This is a genomic window from Pandoraea sp. PE-S2T-3, assembly GCF_002179965.1.
Lineage (GTDB): Bacteria > Pseudomonadota > Gammaproteobacteria > Burkholderiales > Burkholderiaceae > Pandoraea.
This window is the reverse complement of record NZ_NGUQ01000037.1, coordinates 1029747-1051500: the sequence shown is the minus strand read 5'-3', so window position 1 is coordinate 1051500 and position 21754 is coordinate 1029747. Positions and strand designations below refer to the sequence as shown.

The following is a 21754-nucleotide window of genomic DNA, read 5'->3' as shown; positions in this document are numbered from 1 at the left end:
CGGGCCGGCAAGCCCGAAGTCAGTTACGAGCCGCCTCGGGTGAGCACCCGGAGGTCGGACTCGCGTGCGCAGCGATCGCGCCCGCGAGATTTGGCAAGATACAGCGCGGCGTCGGCACGTTGCAGCCAGGCGTTATCGTCATCGCCCGCGTGCCACTGTGCGACCCCGGCACTGATCGTGAACTGAAGTGCGCGTCCATCGACATTGATACGCGCCGCGCGAACCGCTTCGCGCAAGCGCTCGGCAGCATCGAAGGCACGGGCTTCGGTGGCGCCACTCAGGATAATAGCGAATTCTTCGCCCCCCAAACGACCGCAGATGTCATCTTCGCGTAACGAATCGTGACAAAGTCGCACGAACGTGGCGAGTACGGTGTCGCCGAGCCCGTGCCCCCATGTGTCGTTGATCTGCTTGAAGTGGTCCAGATCGACGAGGATGATGCAGGCCGGCACGCCCGTGGCGTTGGCCTGATTGACCTCGCTGCGCAGGCGTTTCAGGAAGTGGCCGCGCGAGAGGCTGCCGGTGAGGGCGTCGTACTTCACCTCGTGCTCCAGCGCGGCATTCTTGGCCAGTGTGTCGGACAACTGAAGTTTGCCGCGTCGCAGATGTCGAATCAGCAGGACGAGGGCGCCCGCCGAACTCAACATCAGGCCAAACATCAGCACGGCGTAACGCTGGCGCTCGATGAACAGGCTGCGCAGCGTCGGCACCTCGCTCATCGTGTAGATCACCAGCTCGCTATCCATCGACGGGGCGGATTCGAGCAGATAAGGCTGATTGTCCGGGCGCACGCGCACCAGATCGGCGGCATCCGGGTCGTGTTGCGCCTGCGGTTCCCCTCCGGTGCCGGGCAGCATGAACGGCGGCGTGCCGGGGGCCGGGTCGTAGTCCTCGATGGGCACGACCGTGAAGTAGTCCTGCTGATAAAGGTGGCGGCGCTCGGCCGGCGACATCTTGAACACCGGCGCGCCGGGCACGGCCAGCCCCGTGAAGGTCGGGTCGTTGGCCAGCACGATCACGCCGTTGACGTCGGTGACGAACGACGCCCCCGTATCGACCCAGTGCGACAACCGGCGCAACCCCAGCTTGACCACCATGACGCCAACGAGCCGGCCGTCCTGATAGACAGGGGCCGTGAAGTAGATGCCTGGCAGCCGGGTCTTGCGCCCGATCACGTATTGCTGGCCTGCCGTACCGAGCACGGCCGATTGAAAGTAGCCCCGGTCGCCGTAATTGTCGCCGACGAGCGGGTTGGGGCTGTTGGCGTCGCTCGACGCGATCGTGACGCCATCGGGGGTACCGAGCCAGACGAGATCGGCGCCGAAATACAACTGGGCGGCGCGCAGCAGTTCGTTCACGGGCTTGAGTGCGGCGTTGGCGAGCAGCTTCTCGCGCGCCGTCTCATGGGGCAGATCGGTCAAGGGGTGATCGGCGATGTCGGCGGCCGCATGCTGAATCTGCGAGATCTGCGCGAGCACCTGCGGGATTCCGCGAATGAGGATCAGATCCTGATTGACCGTATGCACGGTGCCGCGCGCGAGCCGGGTGGCGACGCTGCGTTCCTCGGCGAGCAGACGCGCCGAGCGGTTCGCCACCAGTTGATCGGCGGCGAAGCGCGCCAGGCCCCACGCGGCAAACACGCACAGGAGCATGACGAAGCCGCGAACGAGGACAGGCACGGCGCGGCGGCGCGACAGGAAGGTGTTGAAGGCGTTGAGCAACGGCAAAAACGATTACAGACGTCCGTGCCAGTCTCGGATGAACGTCTCGATGTGACCGGGTGGCAAGGGCCGAGTGCAATGATACCCCTGCCATGCGTGGCAGCCGAGTTGCGCAAGCGCATCGCGTTGTGCGCTCGTCTCTACGCCCTCGGCCACCGTCTCGATTTCAAGTTTGCGAGCGATGGCGATGATGGCGCGGATCAACTCGGTGTCGTAGCCGCCGAGCAGCACGCCCGCCACGAACTGATAGTCGATCTTGACCGTACCGAACGGCCAGCGCTTCAGGCGCACAAAGCTGGAATAGCCCGTGCCGAAGTCGTCGAGCGACAGGCGCACGCCCATCGCCACGAGTTCGTTCATGAGCGTGGCCGCCTCGTCCAGATGCGAAATCAACGACGATTCCGTAATCTCGATTTCCAGCTTGTCGGGCGGCACACGGTGATGCTTGAGCGCGTAGCGCACGGTCTCGAGCGTCTGCACGCGCATCTGCTGGGCCGAGAGATTCACGGCCACGCGCGGATATTCCTCGCCGTTGGTCTGCCACTGGTCGAGCTGGCGGCAGGCTTCGTGCAGCGTCCACTCGCCGATCGGGCCGATCACGTCGCAACGCTCGGCGGCCGGGATGAATTCGCCGGGCATGATCAGTTCGTCATCGCGCTGCCAGCGAATCAGCGCTTCGAGACCGGTCAGCCGGTGCGTGCGCATGTCGATTTGCGGCTGGTAGTGCAGGCGGAATTCCGAGCCCGAAAGCGCGCGGCCAATGGCGCTGCGCCAGTAGTGCTCGTTGCCGGCGTCGTCCGGTGGTGTGACGCCTTCGGTCGGTGCGCTGGGCGCGTCGGTGACCAGGAAGCGTGCCGCGCTCTCGCGAATGGCCAGATCGGCCACTTCCGACGTGTGTTCGAGCAACGTGGCGGGCCACACCGGCACCTGCGGCAGGTGGGTGATGCCTGCGGACACAATCGGGTAGAGCAAGCCGTTGCCGCATGGCACGGGCGATTCACCGGCACGGATAAAACGGCGGGTGATCTGCACGGCGGCTTCACGGCTGCCGAGGTCGCGCAGCAGCACGGCAATCTGTTGTTCCGAGACGCGCCCGATCAGGTCGCGCCGCCGAATGCGCGAGCCGATGCGAAACGCCACCGTGGCGAGCAGATCGGCATCGGAAATGGCTTGCTGATTGGTGGCCGTGCGCTGACCGCGCCCGACGTGCAGCACCACGAGAGCGCTGTGACTGCCGGGCGGGCTGGGCGTGCGTAGCTCAAGGCTGAGGGCGCGCAGCAGCCGCTGGCGATCCAGCAACAGATCGGCCAGTACGACTTGCCGGCGCAGCGCGTTGGTATCGTTCATCTCGGCAGGCAGGCTGACGTCGCCCGTAGGGTTGAACGCAGGTCATTCTCGCGTGTCAGGCCGGCGAACCGGTGAAGCCCACGCGTCGAACAGGTCGTGCCGCCAGGAAACCCTTGAATCATGTTCTGCATAAGACGCGTAAATGTGTCGGCCGGTAACAGGCGATGCATTGGCAGCCCCATGCGAGGCACCCCCGTTTTCCGGCAGACCGCGCGCAAGGCGTGGCCCGACAAGAAGCTCGTGCCCGGTCGCGAAAACCGGGTCCTTTGACCTTTAACGGCACCCGACTTTAAAAATTAAGTCCGGGTTTCACCTATGGCCCGGGCGACTGGGTTGCGCCAGCCACTCGCGTCCACGCAACATGTAATCCCAATACACCTTGGGCAGCACGTATTTCTTTAATACCCATGCAAAACGATTGGGATGTGTGCCGTCGATCGGGAATGTCGGCAGCAGTTTGCCGCCATAGCCGAACTCCGCCAGCACGATCTTGCCGTGCTCGACCGTGAGCGGGCAGGCGCCGTAACCGTCGTAATGCAGCGGCAACGGGCGGCCGTCCATGGCGGCGAGCAGGTTCTCGGCGACGACGACGGCCTGCTTGCGTGCCGCCGCGGCGGTCTTGGCGTTGGGGGCCGAGATGGCGTCGCCGAGGCCGAACACGTTGGCAAAGCGCGGGTGACGCAGCGTTGCATGGTCGACTTCGCACCAGCCGGCCGCATCGGCCAGCGGGCTCGCGCGCAGCACGTCGGGCGCGCTTTGCGGCGGCACCACGTGGAGCAGATCAAACGGCTTGTCGACGAATTGCGACTGACCGTCGGCATCGAAAATTTCGAAACGCGCCACGCGGCGCTCGCCATCCACGGCACGCAGATGCGAGAGGTGATTCAGCGAGATGTTGTAGCGCTTCACGTACTCCATGAGCGCCGGAATGTAATCCTTGACGCCGAAGAGGGCGGGCGCGACCAGATGGAATTCGATCTTGGTCTTGTCGAGCAAGCCACGCGAGCGCCACGTGTCGGCCGACAGATACATCGCTTTTTGCGGTGCACCGGCGCACTTGATCGGCATCGGCGGCTGCGTGAACAGGGCGTTGCCCCCGGAGAACTGATTGACCAGCGACCATGTGTAAGGGGCGAGGTCGAAGCGGTAGTTCGAGGTCACGCCGTTGCGGCCGAGCGTTTCCGTCAGACCGTCGATGGCTTCCCAGTTCAATTGCAGGCCCGGCGCGACGATCAGGTAGCGATAGCTCAGGCGGCGGCCATCGGAGAGCAAGACCTGTTGGTGTTCCGGTGCGAAGGCGGTGACGGCGACCTGAAGCCAGGTCACGCCTTCGGGGATGACGCTCGACATCGGGCGCGCCGTGCGCGCTTGATCGAATTCGCCGGCGCCGACAAGTGTCCAGGCGGGCTGGTAGTAATGCGTGTCGGCCGGATCGACGATCGTGATCGAGAGCGACGGGCGGCGGCGGCGCAGGCTTGCTGCCACGGAAATGCCTGCCGCGCCGGCTCCCATGATGACGATGTCGGCGCTGTGCTCCGTCGCGGGAGTGGGCGTAGCGGATGCGTCGCTGGACATAAGGTCTCCGGCAAATGGGGAAAATTGAGACGGATTACGACATATCGACGCGCATTTAAAAGCGGCGAGCGAACGTCATTAAAAGGGAATGTAAGGCAACCCGCATGAAACGTGCCGGGACATTGTATAGAAAACATGCGGTTTTGCCCGTGTTTCGGCTTGCAAACCCACGATTCATCACAATCATCGCGGCGTTCAACGTAATGCGTGCTCCGAAATGCGTCGGCCCGGCATCGGCCGGGCGCGCGAAATGGAGAGAGGGGGAGGCGGCGCGGCATGATGCCGCAGTTCGCGCCGAGGCGGGCACGGCACACTTTGTCGGTTTGCGAACCATTTGACCGGCGCGTGCCGTAGGCGGTCGAGACACGCCGCCGGGTGTCTCGTCAATGCGACAGCGACAGCGACATTCAAGCGTGCTGGTGATCGTGCTCGCACGCCACCGCAATGGGATCGGTGTCGTTATGGCAGGCACACGCCTCGCCGTGGGCGCCTTGCATCAGCGCGCGCAGAATGCCGCAGTCGCTGGTGTCGTGCCGGCTCTGGCACTGCGCCTGCAAGTGCAGCAGCTGTTGCTCCAGCGCCTGCAATTCATGGATGCGGGCGTGAACGCGCGTCAGATGCGCTTCGATCAGTTGATTGGCATCCTCGCAAGTCACGTTCGTGTCGTGCGCGAGTTCGCCCAGCCGCTTGGCATCGGCCAGCGGCATATCGAGCGAGCGGCAGTGACGGATGAAGCGCAAGGCTTCGAGATGCTCCGTGCCATAGGTGCGATACCCCCCGTCGGTACGCGGCGGGGCGGCCAGCAGCCCGGCCCGCTCGTAATAGCGGATGGTTTCGACGTCGGTCTCGGCCGCACGCGCCAGTTCACCGATTTTCATGCTTGACTCCGTAGTGACTACAGGGTTTTGAATGGAGAGTAACACGAATCATGAAACCAGGAGTGAACATGCCCAATCCCTCGGATCAGGCCCGCCGGACGGCCCCGGAGGCGGTGTGTGACCACGCGCACGGCCCTCAGGACAAGACGCATGATCATCGCGATCATGGCCACGACCACGACCACGACCACGACCACGACCATGATCACGGCCATGCCCACGGGCAGGCGCACGATCATGGTGCTCAGGCCCGTCGTGCAGGGCATGACCATGGTCACGATCACGCACATGAGCACAGCCATGAAGCGGCGCCGGGCGGCCACTCGCATTCTCACGGCCACGACCATGGCCAAGCGCATGACGCGGTGGCGTGCTGTGGCGATCCGGCGAGCCTGATGCCGCAGGCGGTGGTCCCGGTCACGGGCGCGCCGCAGGCCCGCTTTCGCATCGACCAGATGGATTGCCCGACCGAAGAGCGCCTCATTCGCGACCAACTGGAGCGCCAGCCGGGCGTCGACGCCCTGTATTTCAACCTGCTCAAGCGCGAACTGACGGTTGTGTTCGGTGCGAAGGCGTCGGAAGCGGATGTCACGCGTCACAGCGACGTGGTGGCCGCGACGCTGCGCAAGCTAGGTATGACCCCGGTGCCGCTGACCGATGACGCGGCCAACCCCGCGCCGCCGCCGCCGAGCGGCAAAGGTGACGTCGCGCGGCTGGTGGCCGGCGGCGTGCTGGCGGCGGCCAGCGAAGCGGCCGTCTGGTCGGGCGTGCCCGAGCACAGCCCGTGGGTCGGTGCCATCGTTTTGGCGGCAATAGCGTTGTGTGGTCTGCCGACGCTCAAGAAGGGCTGGATCGCGCTGCGCCATTTCACGATGAACATCCACTTCCTGATGTCGCTCGCCGTGATCGGCGCACTCGCCATCGGCCAGTGGCCCGAGGCGGCGATGGTCATCGTGCTGTTCGCCATCTCGGAGAAGCTCGAAGCGGCGTCGCTCACCCGCGCGCGGCGGGCGGTCGAGGCGCTCATGCGTCTGGCCCCCGATCAGGCATCGGTGGAACAACCCGACGGCAGCTGGGCCGACCAGCCGGTGGCCGCATTGACGGTCGGCACGCGGGTGCGGGCCCGCCCGGGCGAACGTGTTGCCATCGATGGCGTGATCGAGCAGGGGAGTTCGGCCCTGAATCAGGCGTCGATTACCGGCGAGAGCGTGCCTGTCGACAAGACCGTGGGCGACGAAGTCTTCGCGGGCAGCATCAACGAAAGTGGTCTGATCATTTACCGCACGAGCGTTGCCCCGGGCGACACCACGCTGGCGCGCATCGTACGCATCGTGGAGACGGCGCAGCAACAGCGCTCGCCGACGCAGCGATTCGTCGACAAGTTCTCGCGCATCTACACGCCGGTGGTGGTGCTCTGCGCACTGCTGGTCGCGATTGTGCCGCCGCTGGCGTTCGGCCTCGCGTGGACGCCGTGGATCTACAAGGCACTCGTGATGCTGGTGATTGCCTGCCCGTGTGCGTTGGTGATCTCGACGCCGGTAACGGTGGTCAGCGGCCTGACGGCGGCGGCGCGTGCCGGCATTCTGATCAAGGGCGGTGCGTTTCTGGAAAGCGGCCGGTTGATTCGGGCGGTGGCGCTCGACAAGACGGGCACGCTCACACGCGGCGAGCCGCATCTGACCGATGTGGTGCCGCTGGGCGATGCGTTGGGTACGTCGGAAGCGGTGGAAGCGTCGGAAGCGTCACGCAATGAAGTCCTGACGCTGGCGGCTGCGCTCGATGCGCAAACGACGCACCCGATTGCCCGCGCCGTTGTCGATGGCTATCAGGCGACCGGGCTCGGCCCGTTGCCTGCGGTGACTGACTTTGAGGCACTCCCGGGCATGGGCGTGAAAGGCCGCATCGGTCAGACGCTGTACTACTTGGGCAATCATCGCCTCATCGAGTCGCTCGGCGTCTGCAACGCGCGTGTCGAAGCCGAATTGACGCGGCTGGAAGCGCAGGCTCGCACGGCCATCGTGTTGGCGAGCGAAACACAGGCACTGGCCGTATTGGCCGTAGCCGACACGTTGCGCGAAGAAAGCCGCGAGGCGTTGGCGCAACTGGCGCAGATGGGGATCCGGACGGTAATGCTGACCGGTGACAATCGTGCGACGGCACAGGTCATCGGCGAGCAGGCCGGGGTCACCGACGTGCGGGCCGAAATGCTGCCGGAAGACAAGTGGCAGGCGATCACGCAACTGCGCGCCGAGTTCGGTCACGTCGGCATGGTCGGCGACGGTATCAACGATGCGCCGGCACTGGCGGCGGCCGATGTCGGATTCGCCATGGGGCTCACCGGCACCGATAGCGCGCTGGAGACGGCCGACGTCACGTTGATGGATGACGATCTGCGCAAGTTGCCGGCGTTTCTGGCCCTTTCGCGGCGCGCAGCGACGGTCCTCAAGCAGAACATCGCGATGGCGCTCGGCATCAAGGCCGTGTTCTTCGCCTTGGCTGTCGTGGGCGCCGCGTCGCTGTGGATGGCCGTCTTTGCCGATGTGGGCGCGAGTCTGCTGGTGATTGCCAACGGCATGCGCCTGCTGCGTACGCGCACGGTCTGAACGGGCGTTAGTGCATTAGCGCATTAGCGCGTTATTGCGGTATCGGCACCGGCAGCGTGGGAAAAGTACGCGGAATTTGGTGGTGTTAGACGACGCTGACGGAGATCCCGTCAGCGTTTTTCGTTCTGTGCTCAGTGCTCAGTGCTTAGTGCTTAGCGTTTTCGAATGCTGCGATCGAGCGTGGCCGCATCGGGCAACCGGCAAAGCACATGGGCGGCTCGGCTGGTCGCGTTCACGATGAACGTGTCGAGGCGTCCGGTGAGTACGTCGCGCTGCGCTTGCGAGAGCGGCATCGTCTCGCAGAACTGCTGTGCGACGACGGCATCGTTGAGCTGGCCAAGCAGGTTCTGCGCGGCGCGCAGCGTGTCCTGATACGGCGTGCGCATCGCCTTGCGCAACCACGGTGTCAGGGCTTCGGCGCTGTAGCGGGCTTTTTTGATCTTCACGCGCAACGCGTGCAACTGATCGGTGTCGAGCATCGCCAATTGGCGACAATCCGGAAATAACGCAACGTAACGGTGGCGAATCACGTCGCGTGCGTGTTTCGCCACGGCGCGGGGCTGCTTGCCGGGTGTGCGCGACGCGCGCCGCAATGCTTTGGCGGCGCGTACATCCGTGCCGCCATGTTCGTCGATGCCGAACGCGCGCTTTAGCGTGCGATGCAATGCTACCTGACGCTCGCTCAGCAGCGCCTCGTCGGCCTGACTGTGGGCGTCGCTGCGCAGCTTCGCGACATAGGCGTCGACCGAACCCCAGTCGAGATCGGGGTGTTCGGTACGCAGCGCCGGCAACGTCGTACCGCTCAGCACGTCGGCATCGCGCGCCGGTCCCATGGCGTGGCTCAGCCAGTGCAATTCCTGCTTGAGCTTGCGGTGCCAGCGAGGCTTCAGCCATGGCGAGAACACATCGACGAGCGCGCGCAAACGGCGGGTAGCGATGCGCAAGTGGTGGATGGCTTCGGGAGCAATGACGTCGGCGCCATGATGCGTGGCCGAAAGCATCGGCCATTGCGCAATCGATTCGGCCGCCAGACTGACGAGCAAATGGGGTGCCGGCATTCGGCGCATCTGTCCAATATCGAGCGGTTTGCCGATGTTGGAATCAGGCGCAGAAAGCGAGGAATTCTCGGGGGAGGCGGCGCTGGCCGCAGACGTCTCGCGTGTCATGTCACGCACCATAGCATAGGTGGCCTGGCGTTGAGCGTCGGAAAAGCTGTTGCAGAGGGGCGTACGAAGGGCGTACGAAGGGCGACGCGATTTGCAGATAGGCGGGACTACCGCGGGCGCCCGGTTCCCGAAGTGATTCGGCGCAGGACACCCGCGAGGCGCGCAGCTCACATCAGTCGTGGTCCTCGCGAGAGGGTGACGTGAGACGTATCCTTTTGCTGCGAACCGGAGACCGGCAGCGCGGGCAAAAAAGATAGGCCGGCACGGAGGCCGGCCTGCGCGCAACTGGTTTTACTTCTTGTTCACGGCGTCCTTGAACGCCTTACCAGCCGTGAACTTCACGGTCTTGGCAGCCGGGATCTTGATCGCTTCGCCGGTCTTCGGGTTGCGGCCGGTACGCGCAGCGCGCTTGCCCGAACCGAACGAGCCGAAGCCGATCAACTGAACCGCGTCACCCTTTGCGACTGCCTTCTTGACGGTCTCGAGCAGAGCGTCGATGGTTTCGCCGGTTTGAGCCTTGCTTGCACCCGTAACACCAGCGACGGCGTCGATCAGTTCCTGTTTGTTCATGTGTGTTTCCCTTGAGAGGTGGTGAATACCGGCGACAACTCTAACACTTTCGCCATTTGGCGAGTGTCGGTGTTGTATCCGCGCCATAAGGCACGCGGCGCGCGCCAGAATGTCGTCTTCCCGGAACATCGAAAAAACCCGATCCGAAGATCGTACCTCGCGATGATTCAAGAAGACGCCGGCACTTGCCGGGCAGCCGCATTATAGAGCCTTCGGCGGCCTGTGGGCCAGTCCTGGCAACGGTTTGCGGCGATTTTGTTGTGCAATGCCGCGTACTTTCTCGTTCTTGATGGTAAAACCCCGGTAACTGCGGTCATCTGCGGGCTTAGCGTCGCGCAATCCCTTGCTGGGCGGGCTTTGGGGGTTTCCCTAGCGTTGAGGGGCTTGCGCAGCCGGGCGACTTTTGGTTGGCGTTGGCGTACTTTTGCACGCGTTCTGTCGTGCTGTCATCCCGATGTCATTTTCGGCGCCTAGCGTTGCGCCGCCTGCATTCATCGCGGCTTCTGTCTCTGCTTTCATCTCCTTAAGTCGTTCGCCTCGTCTCTCGCACCATGGGTGTTGCCCACGCGCGGGGCGCTGCGGCCTACACTTGAACACGTGATGTCATGCGCCTGCGCGCGCATCAAGGATTCGCCTTCATGTTGCTTTGCCAGATTACCGATCTTCACGTCAGCCGCCCGGGCGCGCTCGCTTGTGAGCGCGTCGACACAGCGCGCGCGCTGCGCCATGCGATTGCCACGATCAACCGGTGGTCGCCGCGTCCCGATGCGGTGATTGCCACCGGCGATCTCGTCGATACGCCACATCCATCGGAATACGAAGTATTGCGCGAGTGTCTCGCCGAGCTGGAAATTCCGCTGTATCTCGTCGTCGGCAACCATGACCATCGTGCCGCGTTGCGCGCCACGTTCCCCGAGCATGCGTATCTCCACGGCGGCATGCAACGCGATGCCCAAGGCGCCATACAAGACACCGCTCACTCCGGCGATGATTTCGTGCAGTACCGCGTCGACCTGGGGCCGGTGACCGTACTCGCCCTCGACACGCAGTCGCCGCCCAGCGCGGGCGGCCATTTGTGCGAGGCACGGCTGGCTTGGCTCGACGCGCAGTTGCAGGCGTGCGAGGGGCGTCCGACGATCATTGCGATGCATCATCCGCCGTTCGATACCGGCATCGAATTCATGGATGGCCTCGGCCTCTCGGCGCAAGGGCGCGAGGGTTTTGCGGCCGTCGTGTCACGGTACCGTCATATCGAACGCGTGATCTGCGGTCATCTGCATCGCAGCATTCACGCAGTGGTGCAGGGCGCTCCCGGCGTCATGGCCAGCACGTGCGTTTCGACCGCGCACCAGATTTCGCTGGGACTGGCCCCCGGTGCCCCCGGATCGATCACGCTGGAACCGCCGGGCTTCGCCATGCACCTGTGGCAACCGGGGGCCGGGGTGCGTACGCATCTGGCCTACGTAGGCCCGTACGACGGCCCGTACACCTTCGACGGTGCGTTGGTCTCCTGAGGGTTTCAGGCGCCCTGTCAGGCGGCCTGTCAGGGCGGTAGCCGCCAGCGCGAATCGCATCGGACAGCGATCAAAAAAGGGGACGATAGTAGGACTCACGATGTGTACAGTGCGGCCGTATCAACCATAAGAAGTCTGTTCAGATCAGCAGCCACGGGCTGCCCGGGGATCCAAAAATACCGTCGTCGCGCCGGTTCTGCGCGAAAGCCGTTGTCCGCCACGAGACATTGCGATGCCTGCGCGGACGCCATACCGAAGCGTTGGCGCGTGAGCCCGCAGGCCGCCCGACCCGGCTGATTCTTTTTTCCACAAGCGCCACGTGACAACCGCCACGCCCAACGACGCCGAGCCGGCACGCGATGCCCATGCATCCGCGCGCGTTCGCCGCTCGCAACCGCTCGGCAATCTCGGCGTGTGGGGCCGCTGGCTTGCCCCCGCCGTCGCGCGTCCGTTCGCTGTACTGGAAATCGTGGGTGTCATGGTGCTGGCGGTGTTCGTCGCTTGGGAATTCCGCCCTGAAGACCCGTTGCTGCGCACCGCGCAGTTCCCGTGGCTGTGGCTCGTCGCGCTGGTGACGGCACTGCGTTACGGTGCCCTGGCGGGCGCGGGCAGCGGCGTCATACTCGCGCTGGCGTGGGTTCTCCTGTGCGGCCGTGCGGGCGAAGTCTTCCCGATCGGTTACTTCGCCGGTGGCATGACCGCCGTACTCGTGGCCGGCCACTTCTGCGACGTCTGGTCTTACCGCACCCGCCGCGCGCACAGCATCAATGCCTATCTGAACGACCGGCTGGTCGCGATCACCCACAACCACTATCTGCTGCGTGTCTCGCATGAACGGCTGGAGCGTGACCTGCTCGCCCGGCCTGTCACCTTGCGCGATGCCATCACGCGCTTGCGCGACCTGACCGTGCGGCGTGCGGGCGACGCGCACACGAACGGTGCGCCGCTCCCGAACGCCCAGCCGATGCTCGAGTTCGCAGCGCTCACGTGTCAGATCGAAGTGGCATCGCTATTCCCCGTGCGGGGCGACCGCCTCGGCACGACGGCGTTAGCACGTGTCGGCGAGAGCTTCGAGCCCATCGCCGACGACCCGCTGGTTCAGCATTGCCTTCGCGAAGGCACATTGACCCACGTGCGCACCGATGACGCGGCCAGCGACGCAAGCCCTTATCTCGCGTGCGCGCCGCTGGTCGATGCCGACGGGCAACTGGTGAGCGTGCTGATCGTGCGCCGCATGCCGTTTCTCGCGCTCAATCACGACAATCTCCAGCTATTGCTGGTCCTGTTGGCGTACTACGCCGACGGTGTGGCGCAGCAGCCGCTCGTGACCGAAGTGCGTGCCTCGGTGCCCGAGGCGCCGTATGACTTCGCGTTGGAGCTGGGGCGTCTTGCGCGGCTCAAACGGGCCAGCAGCATCGAGTCGTCGCTGGTGGCGCTGGTGTTCCCGCGCGGGGCGCGCGGCGACTCATTGTTCGAACAGACCGTGCGGCAGCGCCGCGCGCTCGACGCGTTGTGGACGCTGGGCACGCCGCGCCAGCAGATCGCCATCGCATTGATGCCGATCACCGACGAGCATGGCATCGACGGCTATCTCTTGCGGGTGGAAAACCTCCTGCGCCAACAGTACGGTGTCGATTTCCAGAGCGCCCATATCGCCGTACACACCGCGCATGTCGATCCGCATGCGCCGGGAGAAGGGTTGCTGAAACTTGTCGAGCGGTGCGTCGGTCATGGCTGACGCGATGCCACGCGGCGACGGCACCCCTCGTTGGCAAAACGCCGAGCGGGGCGGGGCGGCAAACGTGCTGCGCTGGAGCCTGCTGCTCGCCGTCGCGTGCCTCGCGATAGCGGCGCAGTGGCAGGCGGCTCGGATCGTGTTGTCGTCGCCAGACATTGCCGGCAACCTGACGGTCATGACGCACCCGCTATGGCTCGTGCTGGCATGGCAAGCCGTGTCGGCTTGTTTGGCTGGCGCGTTCATCGCGCGTGCCTTGCCCCCGAGCTATCGCCACCGGCGCGGTGCCACGTGGCACGCGGCGCTGATCTGTTTCTTCCTGCCCGTTGTGGGCCTTTTCGTCCTGTTCGGCGTGATGGTCATCGGCTACCTGTTTCCGCCGCCGCGCGAGGCGCCACAATCGGTGCAGGTGGCTGCCCCGGGGTTCGTCACGCACCTTGTCGCCCGCGTGCAGCACGGCACCGGCATGCGCTTGCGCGCCCGGTTGCGCAATGTGAATGGGGAGCGTGACGACCGTGTGGCCGCGCTCGTCTCGGTGCAGGCGTTGCCGTCGCGGGTGACCAGCGAGATCGCCCGCGACCTGCTGGCCGACCCGGTCGAAGAGGTGCGCCTGCTGGCCTACGGCATCCTCGACGGACTGGAAAAACGCATCATGCAGCAGATTTTTCGCATGCGAGACCGTCACGAGGCCGCGCAAGACGAGGATGAGCGCGCGGATACGAGCCGCCGTCTGGCGCAGTTGTATTGGGAGCTGATCTATCAGAATCTGGTGCGCGGCGAAGTGCTGCGCTTCACGCTGGAGCGAGTGGAATTTTTTGCGCACGCCACGCTGGAGCAGCACGAAGACGACGCCTCGATGTGGTATCTGCTCGGCCGCTGTTCGTTGCTTCGCCAAGCGCCCGAAGCGGCGGAAATGTATCTTCGGCATGCGCAGTTCCACAGCTTCCCCAGCGAGCGGCTGTTGCCCTGGCTGGCCGAAGCGGCCTTTCAGAAGCGACGCTACGACCGCGTGACGCAGTTGCTCGGCGGGCTGGGCGGCCACGCTGCGCTGGCGGCAGTCGCACCTACGGTGCAGCCTGCCGTGCGGTTCTGGACCCGATGATGACGCCCCCTGACGATGGAATGCGAGCGCAGGACGGCGCGTCGGCCGAGCCGGCCGGCCGAGCCTCCTTGCGAGGCGCCCCGGTGGCGGATGTCGCTTTGCTTCTCGAAGGCACGTTCCCCTACGTGCGCGGCGGGGTGTCGTCGTGGGTCGATCAGTTGATCCGGGCGTTTCCCGAGCGGACGTTCGCGGTGGTATTTATCGGCAGCCGCCGCGAGGACTACGGCACGCCGGTCTACGCGCTGCCGCCGAACGTCACGCATTTCGAAGCCCATTATCTTTACGAGCCCTCGCCGCAGGGGGAGGGGGCGAGCGCCAGCCATCAAGGGGCGCTTCATAACGATGGAGACGCTGCGGCGTTTGCGCAGGTCGGCGAGATGCACGACCTGATGCGGCGTCGTGACGGGGCGGGCGTGGCGGCGGGTGGGGCGGAGACAGGCAACGACGCCTTCCGCCAGATGCTCGCCAGAATTCTGCCGATGCTCAGAGACGGCCATGAACTGGCGCAACCGCAGTTCCTGCACAGCCGTGCCGCGTGGCAGTTCATGACCGAGCGTTACGAGCGCCACTGCCTCGATCCGTCGTTCACTGATTACTTCTGGACGGTGCGCACGATGCACAAGCCGCTGTGGCAACTCGCGCGCATTGCCGACGCGATGCCGCCAGCGCGCCTGTACCACACGGTTTCCACCGGCTACGCGGGGTTGCTGGGCGCATTGCTGCGGTTCTCGACGGGCCGGCCGTTGCTGGTGACCGAGCACGGCAGCTACACCAAGGAACGCAAGCTCGACCTGCTGCAAAGCGAGTGGTTGCGCGACAACCGGGGCGTGCTGGAGCGCGACATCTCGCAGGTCGGCTACTTCCAGAATCTGTGGATGCGGTTCTTCGAGACCATCGGGCGCGTGTGCTACGACGCCGCCGATGAGATCGTGGCGTTGTTCGAAGGCAACCGGCAGCGGCAACTGGCCGACGGCGCGCCCGCACACAAGACGCGCAATATTGCCAATGGCGTGGACGTGGCGCATTTTGCCGCGCTGCGTGTGCCGCGCCGTGGCGACCCGGCGGACGCCAGTGATCCCGCCGAGGCCGATCGGGCAGAGATTCCGCCGGTGGTGGCGCTGATCGGGCGCGTGGTGCCGGTCAAGGACATCAAGACGTTTTTGCGCGCCATCTTCATCGCGTATCGCCATCGCCCCGACGTGCAGGGCTGGATCATCGGACCCGAGACGGAAGACCCGGCCTACGCGCAGGAGTGCCGCGACGTGGCGGCAAGCCTTGGCATGGAGTATCAGGTGCGTTTTATGGGCTATCGGCCGGTCGAGTCGGTGCTGCCGCACATCGGCGTGCTGGCGTTGTCGTCGGTGTCGGAGGCGTTGCCGCTCGTCGTGCTCGAAGCCGCAGCAGCAGGCGTGCCGGTGGTCGCCACCGATGTGGGCGCGTGCCGCCATCTGATCGAGGGCGACAGCGGCATTGACGGCGATCCCGCGCTCGGACGTGCGGGGCGCGTGGTGCCGATTGCCGATCCGGAGGCCCTCGCGGCCGCCATCGTCGAGGTGCTGGAGCCTGACGCCTGGCACGCGGCGAGTCGCGCCGGGATGGCCCGAGTCGAGCGCCACTACACCCACGACGCCATGCGGGACGCCTATCGCGCGCTCTATCGACAACTGCTTGCCGGGGGTACCGACTGATGGCGGGCATCGGATTCGAATTGCGCCGGTTGCTGCGCAGCGACACGCTGTCCGGCACGCTGGTGGCGTATGGCTACGCGGGCATCATCAGCGCCGGGCCGCTGGTGCTGTCGATGGTGGGCATCGTGCTCGTCGGCCTGATGAGTCTGGCGAACGTGCAACCGGCGGCCGTACTGACGCAGTTTCAGGTGTCGGTGACGTATCTGATCGCCGCCAGCGTGATCGCGACCGGACTGGTGCAGCTCGCGTTCACCCGGCATCTGAGCGACCGGCTGTTTGCCGGCGAATCGCGCGCGGTCATGCCTGCGCTCAATGCCGTGGCGCTGGTCACGACGGTCGTGCTCGGCAGCGTCGGTCTGGTGCTGTCGCAGACGCTCTTCGCCGACTTGCCGCTCGCGTACCGGTGGCTGATGTGGATTGGCTTTGTGCTGCTCGGCAACTTGTGGATCGTGGTGTTGTTTCTGACCAGCGTGAAGCAGTACCGCGCGATTCTCGGCGTGTTTTGCGTGGGTTACAGCCTGAGCGTGGTGAGCGCCGTATTGCTCGGCCGCTATGGCCTGACGGGCTTGCTCGGCGGTTTCGTGATCGGTCATGCGTGTCTGCTGCTCGGGTTGGCGGCGATCGTCGTGCGCCAGTACCGGACCGATACGTGGCTGTCGTGGGACGTGTTCGCACCGAAGAGCATCTACGTGTCGCTGGTGGGCGTCGGCGTGTGTTTCGGGCTCGGTGTGTGGGTCGACAAGCTGATGTTCTGGGCGTCGCCGGCCACCGGCATGGTGATCATCGGGCCGTTGCGCGCGTCGCCGGTCTACGACCTGCCGGTCTTTCTCTCGTATCTCTGTGTGATTCCCGGCATGGCGGTGTTTCTGCTGCGCATCGAGACGGATTTTGCCGAAGCCTATACGAGCTTCTTCGACGCCGTACGGCATGGGGGCACGCTGCGCCAGATTGCGACGGCGCGCGACATGATGACCCGTGCCGTGCGCACCGGGCTCTACGAAATTCTGAAGGTGCAGGCGGTCGTGACGCTGCTGGTGTTTGCGTTCGGCGACGACATGCTGCGTCTGGTCGGCATGCCGGTGGCGTGGCAGCCGCTGTTGCGTGTGGATGTGGTGGCCGCCGGCATGCAGGTGCTGCTGCTGGGCGTGCTCAACGTGTTGTTCTATCTCGACCGCCGCCGTGACGTGCTGGTGCTCACGGTGTCGCTGGTGGTGCTCAATGGCCTGTTCACATGGGTCAGTCTGCGGCTCGGGCCCGCGTGGTACGGCTATGGTTTTGCGTTGGCGCTGTTCTGCGTGCTGGTGCTCGGCGTGGTGTGGCTGGGCCGGCGTCTGAATGCGCTCGAGTACGAAACTTATATGCGCCAGCCGATGTAAGGGCCGATTGGCGAAGCCGACAGCGGTGGAGTAATATGCGTCACCTCGCGCGCCGTGCGCGACCCCGGGCACGCCGGGCAGGCGACGCCAAGGCATTTTCATGAGCAATCAGGGCACCATTCTCGTTACCGGCGGCGCCGGCTATATCGGTTCACACACGTGTGTCGAGTTGCTGGCCGGCGGCTACGACGTCGTCATTGTCGACAACCTCTGCAACAGTCAACGCGAAGCCGTTACCCGCATCGAGCGCATTGCCGGGCGCGCGCCGGTCTTCGTGCAGGGGGACGTCTGTTCGACGGCGGTCATGGAGGACGTGTTCTCCCGCTACCGCATCGACGGTGTGATTCACTTCGCCGCGCTCAAGTCGGTCGGCGAGTCGGTCAGCCAGCCGCTGCGCTACTACCACAACAATCTCGGCAGTCTCGTGACGTTGCTCGACGTCATGGGCCGCCACAACGTGCGCGATCTGGTATTCAGCTCGTCGGCCACGGTGTACGGCAACCCGGGCTCGGTGCCGATCGACGAGACGTTCCCGCTGTCGGCGACGAACCCTTACGGTCAGACCAAGTTGATGGCCGAGCAGATACTGGCCGACACGGTCGTGGCCGATCCGTGCTGGCGCGTGGCGGTATTGCGTTACTTCAACCCCGTTGGCGCGCATGAGAGCGGTCTGCTGGGCGAAGATCCGGCGGGCGTGCCCAGCAATCTCATGCCGTTCGTGGCGCAGGTGGCCGTGGGCAAACTGCCGCGTCTGAAGGTGTTTGGCGGCGATTGGCCGACCCCCGACGGTACCGGCGTGCGCGACTATCTGCATGTGGTCGATCTGGCGCGGGGGCATCTTTGCGCGCTGGCAGGACTGCGCGGGCGCGAGACGGGTTTCACCGTCAATCTGGGCACGGGGGAAGGGCAAAGCGTGCTCGACGTCGTACGTGCCTTTGAAGCCGCGAGCGGCCGCGACGTGCCTTACGACATCGTGGCCCGGCGGCCCGGCGACATCGCCACGTGCTATGCCAACCCGGCCAAAGCGCAGGCGCTGCTGGGCTGGCGCGCCGAGTACGATCTGGCGCGCATGTGCGCCGATCACTGGCGCTGGCAGCGCCAGAATCCTGACGGATATCAATAATCGGCCCAAAAATTGTCCCAATAACCCCGCTTAAGCGCAGGGGACAAATGAAAGCCATTCCCAATTAAGGTAAAATAGTCGGGTTTTCCCGCCCTCGACCGATAGTGCGTGCATTGCACGCCGCCGTCCGGGCTACGGGGCCATTACCGCATTATCGACCGCCAATATGAGTACACAGAATCAACAGACCGTGCTGGAAGTCCACCACTGGACTGACACGCTGTTCAGCTTCAAGACCACGCGCGACGCTTCGTTCCGTTATGTCAATGGCCAGTTCACGATGATTGGCCTGGAAGTCGAGGGCAAGCCGCTGCTGCGCGCCTACAGCATGGCGAGCGCCAATTACGAGGAAGAGCTCGAATTCCTGAGCATCAAGGTGCAGGACGGTCCGCTGACCTCGCGTCTGCAACACTTGAAGCCGGGCGACAAGGTGATCGTGGGCCGCAAGCCGACGGGCACCCTGATCAACGACAACCTGCTCCCGGGCAAGAACCTGTATCTGCTCTCGACGGGCACGGGCCTCGCGCCGTTCATGAGCATCATTCGCGATCCGGAAGTGTATGACCGCTACGAGCACATCATTCTCGTGCACGGTTGCCGCTTCACGAGCGAACTCGCTTACCGTGACCTGATCACCGAGCATCTGCCGGAACACGAGTACCTCGGCGAGTACGTGCGCGACAAGCTGATCTACTACCCGACGGTGACGCGTGAAGAGTTCGAGAATCAGGGCCGTATTACGGAACTGGTCGAGTCGGGCAAGATGTTCCAGGACATCGGCCTGCCGGAATTCACGCCGGAAAACGATCGCGTCATGCTGTGCGGCAGCCCGGCCATGCTCAAGGACACCCGTGAGCTGCTGGAAAAGCGCGGTTTCGTCGAAGGTCACAACCACGCCCCGGGGCATTACCTCGTTGAGCGTGCGTTTGTTGGCTAAGTTGGCCCGCTAAGTTAGCTGGCTAATTTCGTCGGCTAAGTTCGTCGACCAAGACACCAGCAGCGCAGCACGACAGCACAACGCAAAACCCCACGACTTTCGGGTCGTGGGGTTTTGTCGTTTCCGAGGCGGTGCCTCTTAGAACTGAATCGTCGCGTTGGCCACGAACGTACGGGTGGCACCGAGGAACAGGAAGCCGCCCCACGCTTCGGTCCAGTACTTGCGATCGAACAGGTTGTTGATACCGGCGCGGAACACGACATCCTTGCCGCTGATGCGCGTCTGGTACTTCGCGCTCAGGTCGAACGTGGTGTAGCCCGGAATGAACTGCGTGTTGGCCGCATCGACCGCCATGCCGCCGACATACTTGCCGCCGAACGCCACCGTCAACTCACGAAGGTACGACGGGTTGTACTCGATACGGCCCGTGCCGATCACCTTGGCGGCACCGTAGACGCGCTTGCCTGCGACGCTCGGGTCGTCGATGTCGACCGCCTTCGAGTTCATCAGCAACACACCGCCCATCACGCGCCACTCGTCGAGCGGCTTGACCCAGCCGCTGGCATCGAGCCCTTGAAAGCGCATGATGCCGTTCTGCACGAGATTGTTGTTCGAATCGCCATACGAATAGCCGCGACGCATCTGGAACAGCGCGATATTGGCGCCCCAGTTGCGGTTATCCGTCTTGAAGCCGACTTCCCACTGCTTGCTCTTGAGCGGACCGTACGTCGTGCCCGAGTTGGCGAAGCGGTTGTCGGCCGACGCGCCTTCTTCCAGCGATTCGACGTAGCTCACATAAGCGGTCGAGTTCGCGTCCGTCTTGTACATCAACGCGATGGTCGGCGAGACCGGGTTGGCCGAGTAGTTCGCCGACTGCGTGCCGTTGATGTTGTAGCTCCAGTCGTGATACTGCGTGTATCGCGCGCCAAGCAGTACGGACAGGCGCGAGGTCACATGAACCGTGTCGCTGGCGTAGATCGCGGCCTGCGTGATGCGGCCGGCTCGATACAGATCAGCCGAAATACCGGCCGCCGAGTTGCTCAAGAGGGTCGGCGAGAACAGATTGCCGTTGCCGAGGTTGTAGCCGTTTTGCCAGCCTTCGCCCGCGTCATAGTCCTTCCACTGGTTCATGTAGCTCGCGCCCACGACCAGATCGTGCTTCACGCCCCACGTATCGGCCTTGCCTTGCAGCATCGCATCGTAGTTCTGGTAGTAGTAGCGCGTCAGGGCGGCATACAGCGTGTTGGTGTAGTTGCCGGCGTTGTCGTTGACCGCAATGAAGCTGTCGAAGTTGTAGCGGTTTTCCTTGGCGAAGCGGAATTTCACGCTGGCACGCCAATCGTCCGAGATGCGGTAGTCGAGACCCGTGCCCACCGACAGGAATTCGGTTTCATACCAGTTCTGCGGCTGCGACAGATCCTTGACGCTTTTGGCCGACGGAATCTGCGTCACGCCATAGAAGCCCAGACCGAAAATCGTGCCCGTCGACTTGCGGTCCTGATACATCACGTCGGCCGACCACGTGAGGTCCGGTGTGATGCGCCAGTCCAGCGCCAGCGATGCACCCTTACGGCGAATATGCTGATGCGCCTCCGACGAATTGCCTTCCTCGTTGACCATATTCACGCGGTAGCCGAACTGATTGTCCGGGCCAAAGCGACCGCCCACGTCGAGCTTTTCCGCCCAGATGTTGGCCGACGTGTACCCGATGGTCGCCGAGCGATACGGGTCATCGGTCGGACGCTTCATCACGTAGTTCAGCATGCCGCCCGGGGTGGCAAAGCCGTACATGAAGCCGCCTGCCCCCTTGAGCAGTTCGACTTTCTCGAACGGCTCCATCGCGAGGTCGGCGTCCCACACCGGGAAACTCTGACCGTCGACCTTGATGCCGTTGAGCATGTCGATCGCCAGACCGCGCACGCTGAAGACCGCGTTTTCACCGGTCGCGCTGCTGATGACCGGCGCGACCGACGGGTCGTACTTGAACACGTCGTTGATCGACGTCGCCATCAGGTCCTGCGCTTGCTCGTTGGTCACCGTCGTGGTCGAGAAGGGCGTATCGACCGCCTTGCGAGTGCCGAGTGCCCCCGATGTCACATTCTTCACGGCGAGCGGATCGAAGTCGTTGCTCCGATCGCCCGTGACCGTCGTCGTCGTCAACTGCGCCGTGGGCTGTACCGGTGTGCTCGATGACGCGGCGGCCGCGTCGGTGCCGGCCGGCGTGCTTTGTGCATGTGCCTGCGTGGCGGTCACCGTGGCCAGCGCGGCGTAAGTCGCGATGAGCGCGAACGTGGCGCGGGCAATCGGCGAGGCGGGACGCGAAGTTTCGGGGCGAGCGGGGGCGCGCGCCGTGACGGAGCGGAGTTGCGGCATTCGGGTAAATCTCCCTGAGTGAGTGGGTGTCTTGTGTGCTGGGTCG

At 64.4% G+C, this 21754-nt stretch carries 16 protein-coding genes; 9 read left to right on the top strand and 7 right to left on the bottom strand.

Features of this window, described 5'->3' with window-relative positions; translation table 11 throughout:
* Positions 1 to 23 precede the first annotated feature (23 nt).
* The 4 genes from CDV46_RS26615 to CDV46_RS26600 form a co-directional block, all read right to left on the bottom strand.
* Positions 24 to 1727, bottom strand: coding sequence for a sensor domain-containing diguanylate cyclase (locus CDV46_RS26615; protein ID WP_087726040.1), 1704 nt, complete (start codon positions 1725 to 1727; stop codon positions 24 to 26).
* Between the two features lie 6 nt (positions 1728 to 1733).
* Positions 1734 to 3068: a putative bifunctional diguanylate cyclase/phosphodiesterase gene (locus CDV46_RS26610; RefSeq protein WP_087689053.1), complete on the bottom strand. Its 1335-nt coding sequence runs from the start codon at positions 3066 to 3068 to the stop codon at positions 1734 to 1736.
* A 309-nt stretch (positions 3069 to 3377) separates the two neighbouring features.
* Complete coding sequence (locus CDV46_RS26605; RefSeq protein ID WP_087726039.1) at positions 3378 to 4643, bottom strand: NAD(P)/FAD-dependent oxidoreductase; 1266 nt, start codon at positions 4641 to 4643, stop codon at positions 3378 to 3380.
* A 407-nt stretch (positions 4644 to 5050) separates the two neighbouring features.
* Entirely contained in the window at positions 5051 to 5521 is a 471-nt protein-coding gene (locus tag CDV46_RS26600; RefSeq protein WP_058378910.1) for a Cd(II)/Pb(II)-responsive transcriptional regulator, read from the bottom strand.
* Between the two features lie 150 nt (positions 5522 to 5671).
* Between CDV46_RS26600 and CDV46_RS27250 the strand changes: the two genes are divergently transcribed.
* Both CDV46_RS27250 and CDV46_RS26595 read left to right on the top strand, forming a co-directional pair.
* Complete coding sequence (locus tag CDV46_RS27250; RefSeq protein WP_176399212.1) at positions 5672 to 5917, top strand: hypothetical protein; 246 nt, start codon at positions 5672 to 5674, stop codon at positions 5915 to 5917.
* On the top strand, positions 5917 to 8124 hold the full coding sequence (locus tag CDV46_RS26595) for a heavy metal translocating P-type ATPase (RefSeq protein WP_176399211.1): 2208 nt from the start codon (positions 5917 to 5919) through the stop codon (positions 8122 to 8124). Before CDV46_RS27250 ends, CDV46_RS26595 begins: the two co-directional genes overlap by 1 nt.
* A gap of 152 nt (positions 8125 to 8276) precedes the next feature.
* On the opposite strand, the gene CDV46_RS26590 is transcribed toward CDV46_RS26595, so the two are convergent.
* The gene (locus CDV46_RS26590) at positions 8277 to 9290 is read right to left on the bottom strand and encodes a CHAD domain-containing protein (RefSeq protein WP_176399210.1); all 1014 of its coding nucleotides are present in this window, start codon (positions 9288 to 9290) and stop codon (positions 8277 to 8279) included.
* 291 nt (positions 9291 to 9581) lie between these two features.
* Complete coding sequence (locus CDV46_RS26585; RefSeq protein WP_058378908.1) at positions 9582 to 9860, bottom strand: HU family DNA-binding protein; 279 nt, start codon at positions 9858 to 9860, stop codon at positions 9582 to 9584.
* A 638-nt stretch (positions 9861 to 10498) separates the two neighbouring features.
* On the opposite strand from CDV46_RS26585, the gene CDV46_RS26580 reads away from it, so the two are divergent.
* The 7 genes from CDV46_RS26580 (at position 10499) to CDV46_RS26550 (ending at position 19335) form a co-directional block, all read left to right on the top strand.
* Positions 10499 to 11374: a phosphodiesterase gene (locus CDV46_RS26580; RefSeq protein WP_087726116.1), complete on the top strand. Its 876-nt coding sequence runs from the start codon at positions 10499 to 10501 to the stop codon at positions 11372 to 11374.
* A 319-nt stretch (positions 11375 to 11693) separates the two neighbouring features.
* Positions 11694 to 13112, top strand: a complete 1419-nt coding sequence (locus CDV46_RS26575; protein ID WP_087689049.1) for a PelD GGDEF domain-containing protein — start codon at positions 11694 to 11696, stop codon at positions 13110 to 13112.
* Positions 13105 to 14211: a hypothetical protein gene (locus CDV46_RS26570; RefSeq protein WP_087726036.1), complete on the top strand. Its 1107-nt coding sequence runs from the start codon at positions 13105 to 13107 to the stop codon at positions 14209 to 14211. Before CDV46_RS26575 ends, CDV46_RS26570 begins: the two co-directional genes overlap by 8 nt.
* Positions 14212 to 14231: 20 nt before the next feature.
* Positions 14232 to 15899, top strand: a complete 1668-nt coding sequence (gene pelF / locus CDV46_RS26565; RefSeq protein ID WP_087726035.1) for a GT4 family glycosyltransferase PelF — start codon at positions 14232 to 14234, stop codon at positions 15897 to 15899.
* On the top strand, positions 15899 to 17275 hold the full coding sequence (gene pelG / locus CDV46_RS26560; RefSeq protein WP_087689047.1) for an exopolysaccharide Pel transporter PelG: 1377 nt from the start codon (positions 15899 to 15901) through the stop codon (positions 17273 to 17275). Before pelF ends, pelG begins: the two co-directional genes overlap by 1 nt.
* Positions 17276 to 17375: 100 nt before the next feature.
* Positions 17376 to 18398 carry a UDP-glucose 4-epimerase GalE gene (gene galE / locus CDV46_RS26555; RefSeq protein WP_087726034.1) on the top strand — a complete coding sequence of 341 codons (1023 nt, stop codon included), beginning with the start codon at positions 17376 to 17378 and terminating at the stop codon, positions 18396 to 18398.
* Between the two features lie 166 nt (positions 18399 to 18564).
* The gene (locus CDV46_RS26550) at positions 18565 to 19335 is read left to right on the top strand and encodes a ferredoxin--NADP reductase (protein ID WP_087689045.1); all 771 of its coding nucleotides are present in this window, start codon (positions 18565 to 18567) and stop codon (positions 19333 to 19335) included.
* Positions 19336 to 19473: 138 nt separating this feature from the next.
* On the opposite strand, the gene CDV46_RS26545 is transcribed toward CDV46_RS26550, so the two are convergent.
* Positions 19474 to 21708 (bottom strand): TonB-dependent siderophore receptor, encoded by a 2235-nt coding sequence (locus CDV46_RS26545; protein ID WP_087726033.1) that lies wholly within the window; start codon positions 21706 to 21708, stop codon positions 19474 to 19476.
* Positions 21709 to 21754 lie beyond the last annotated feature (46 nt).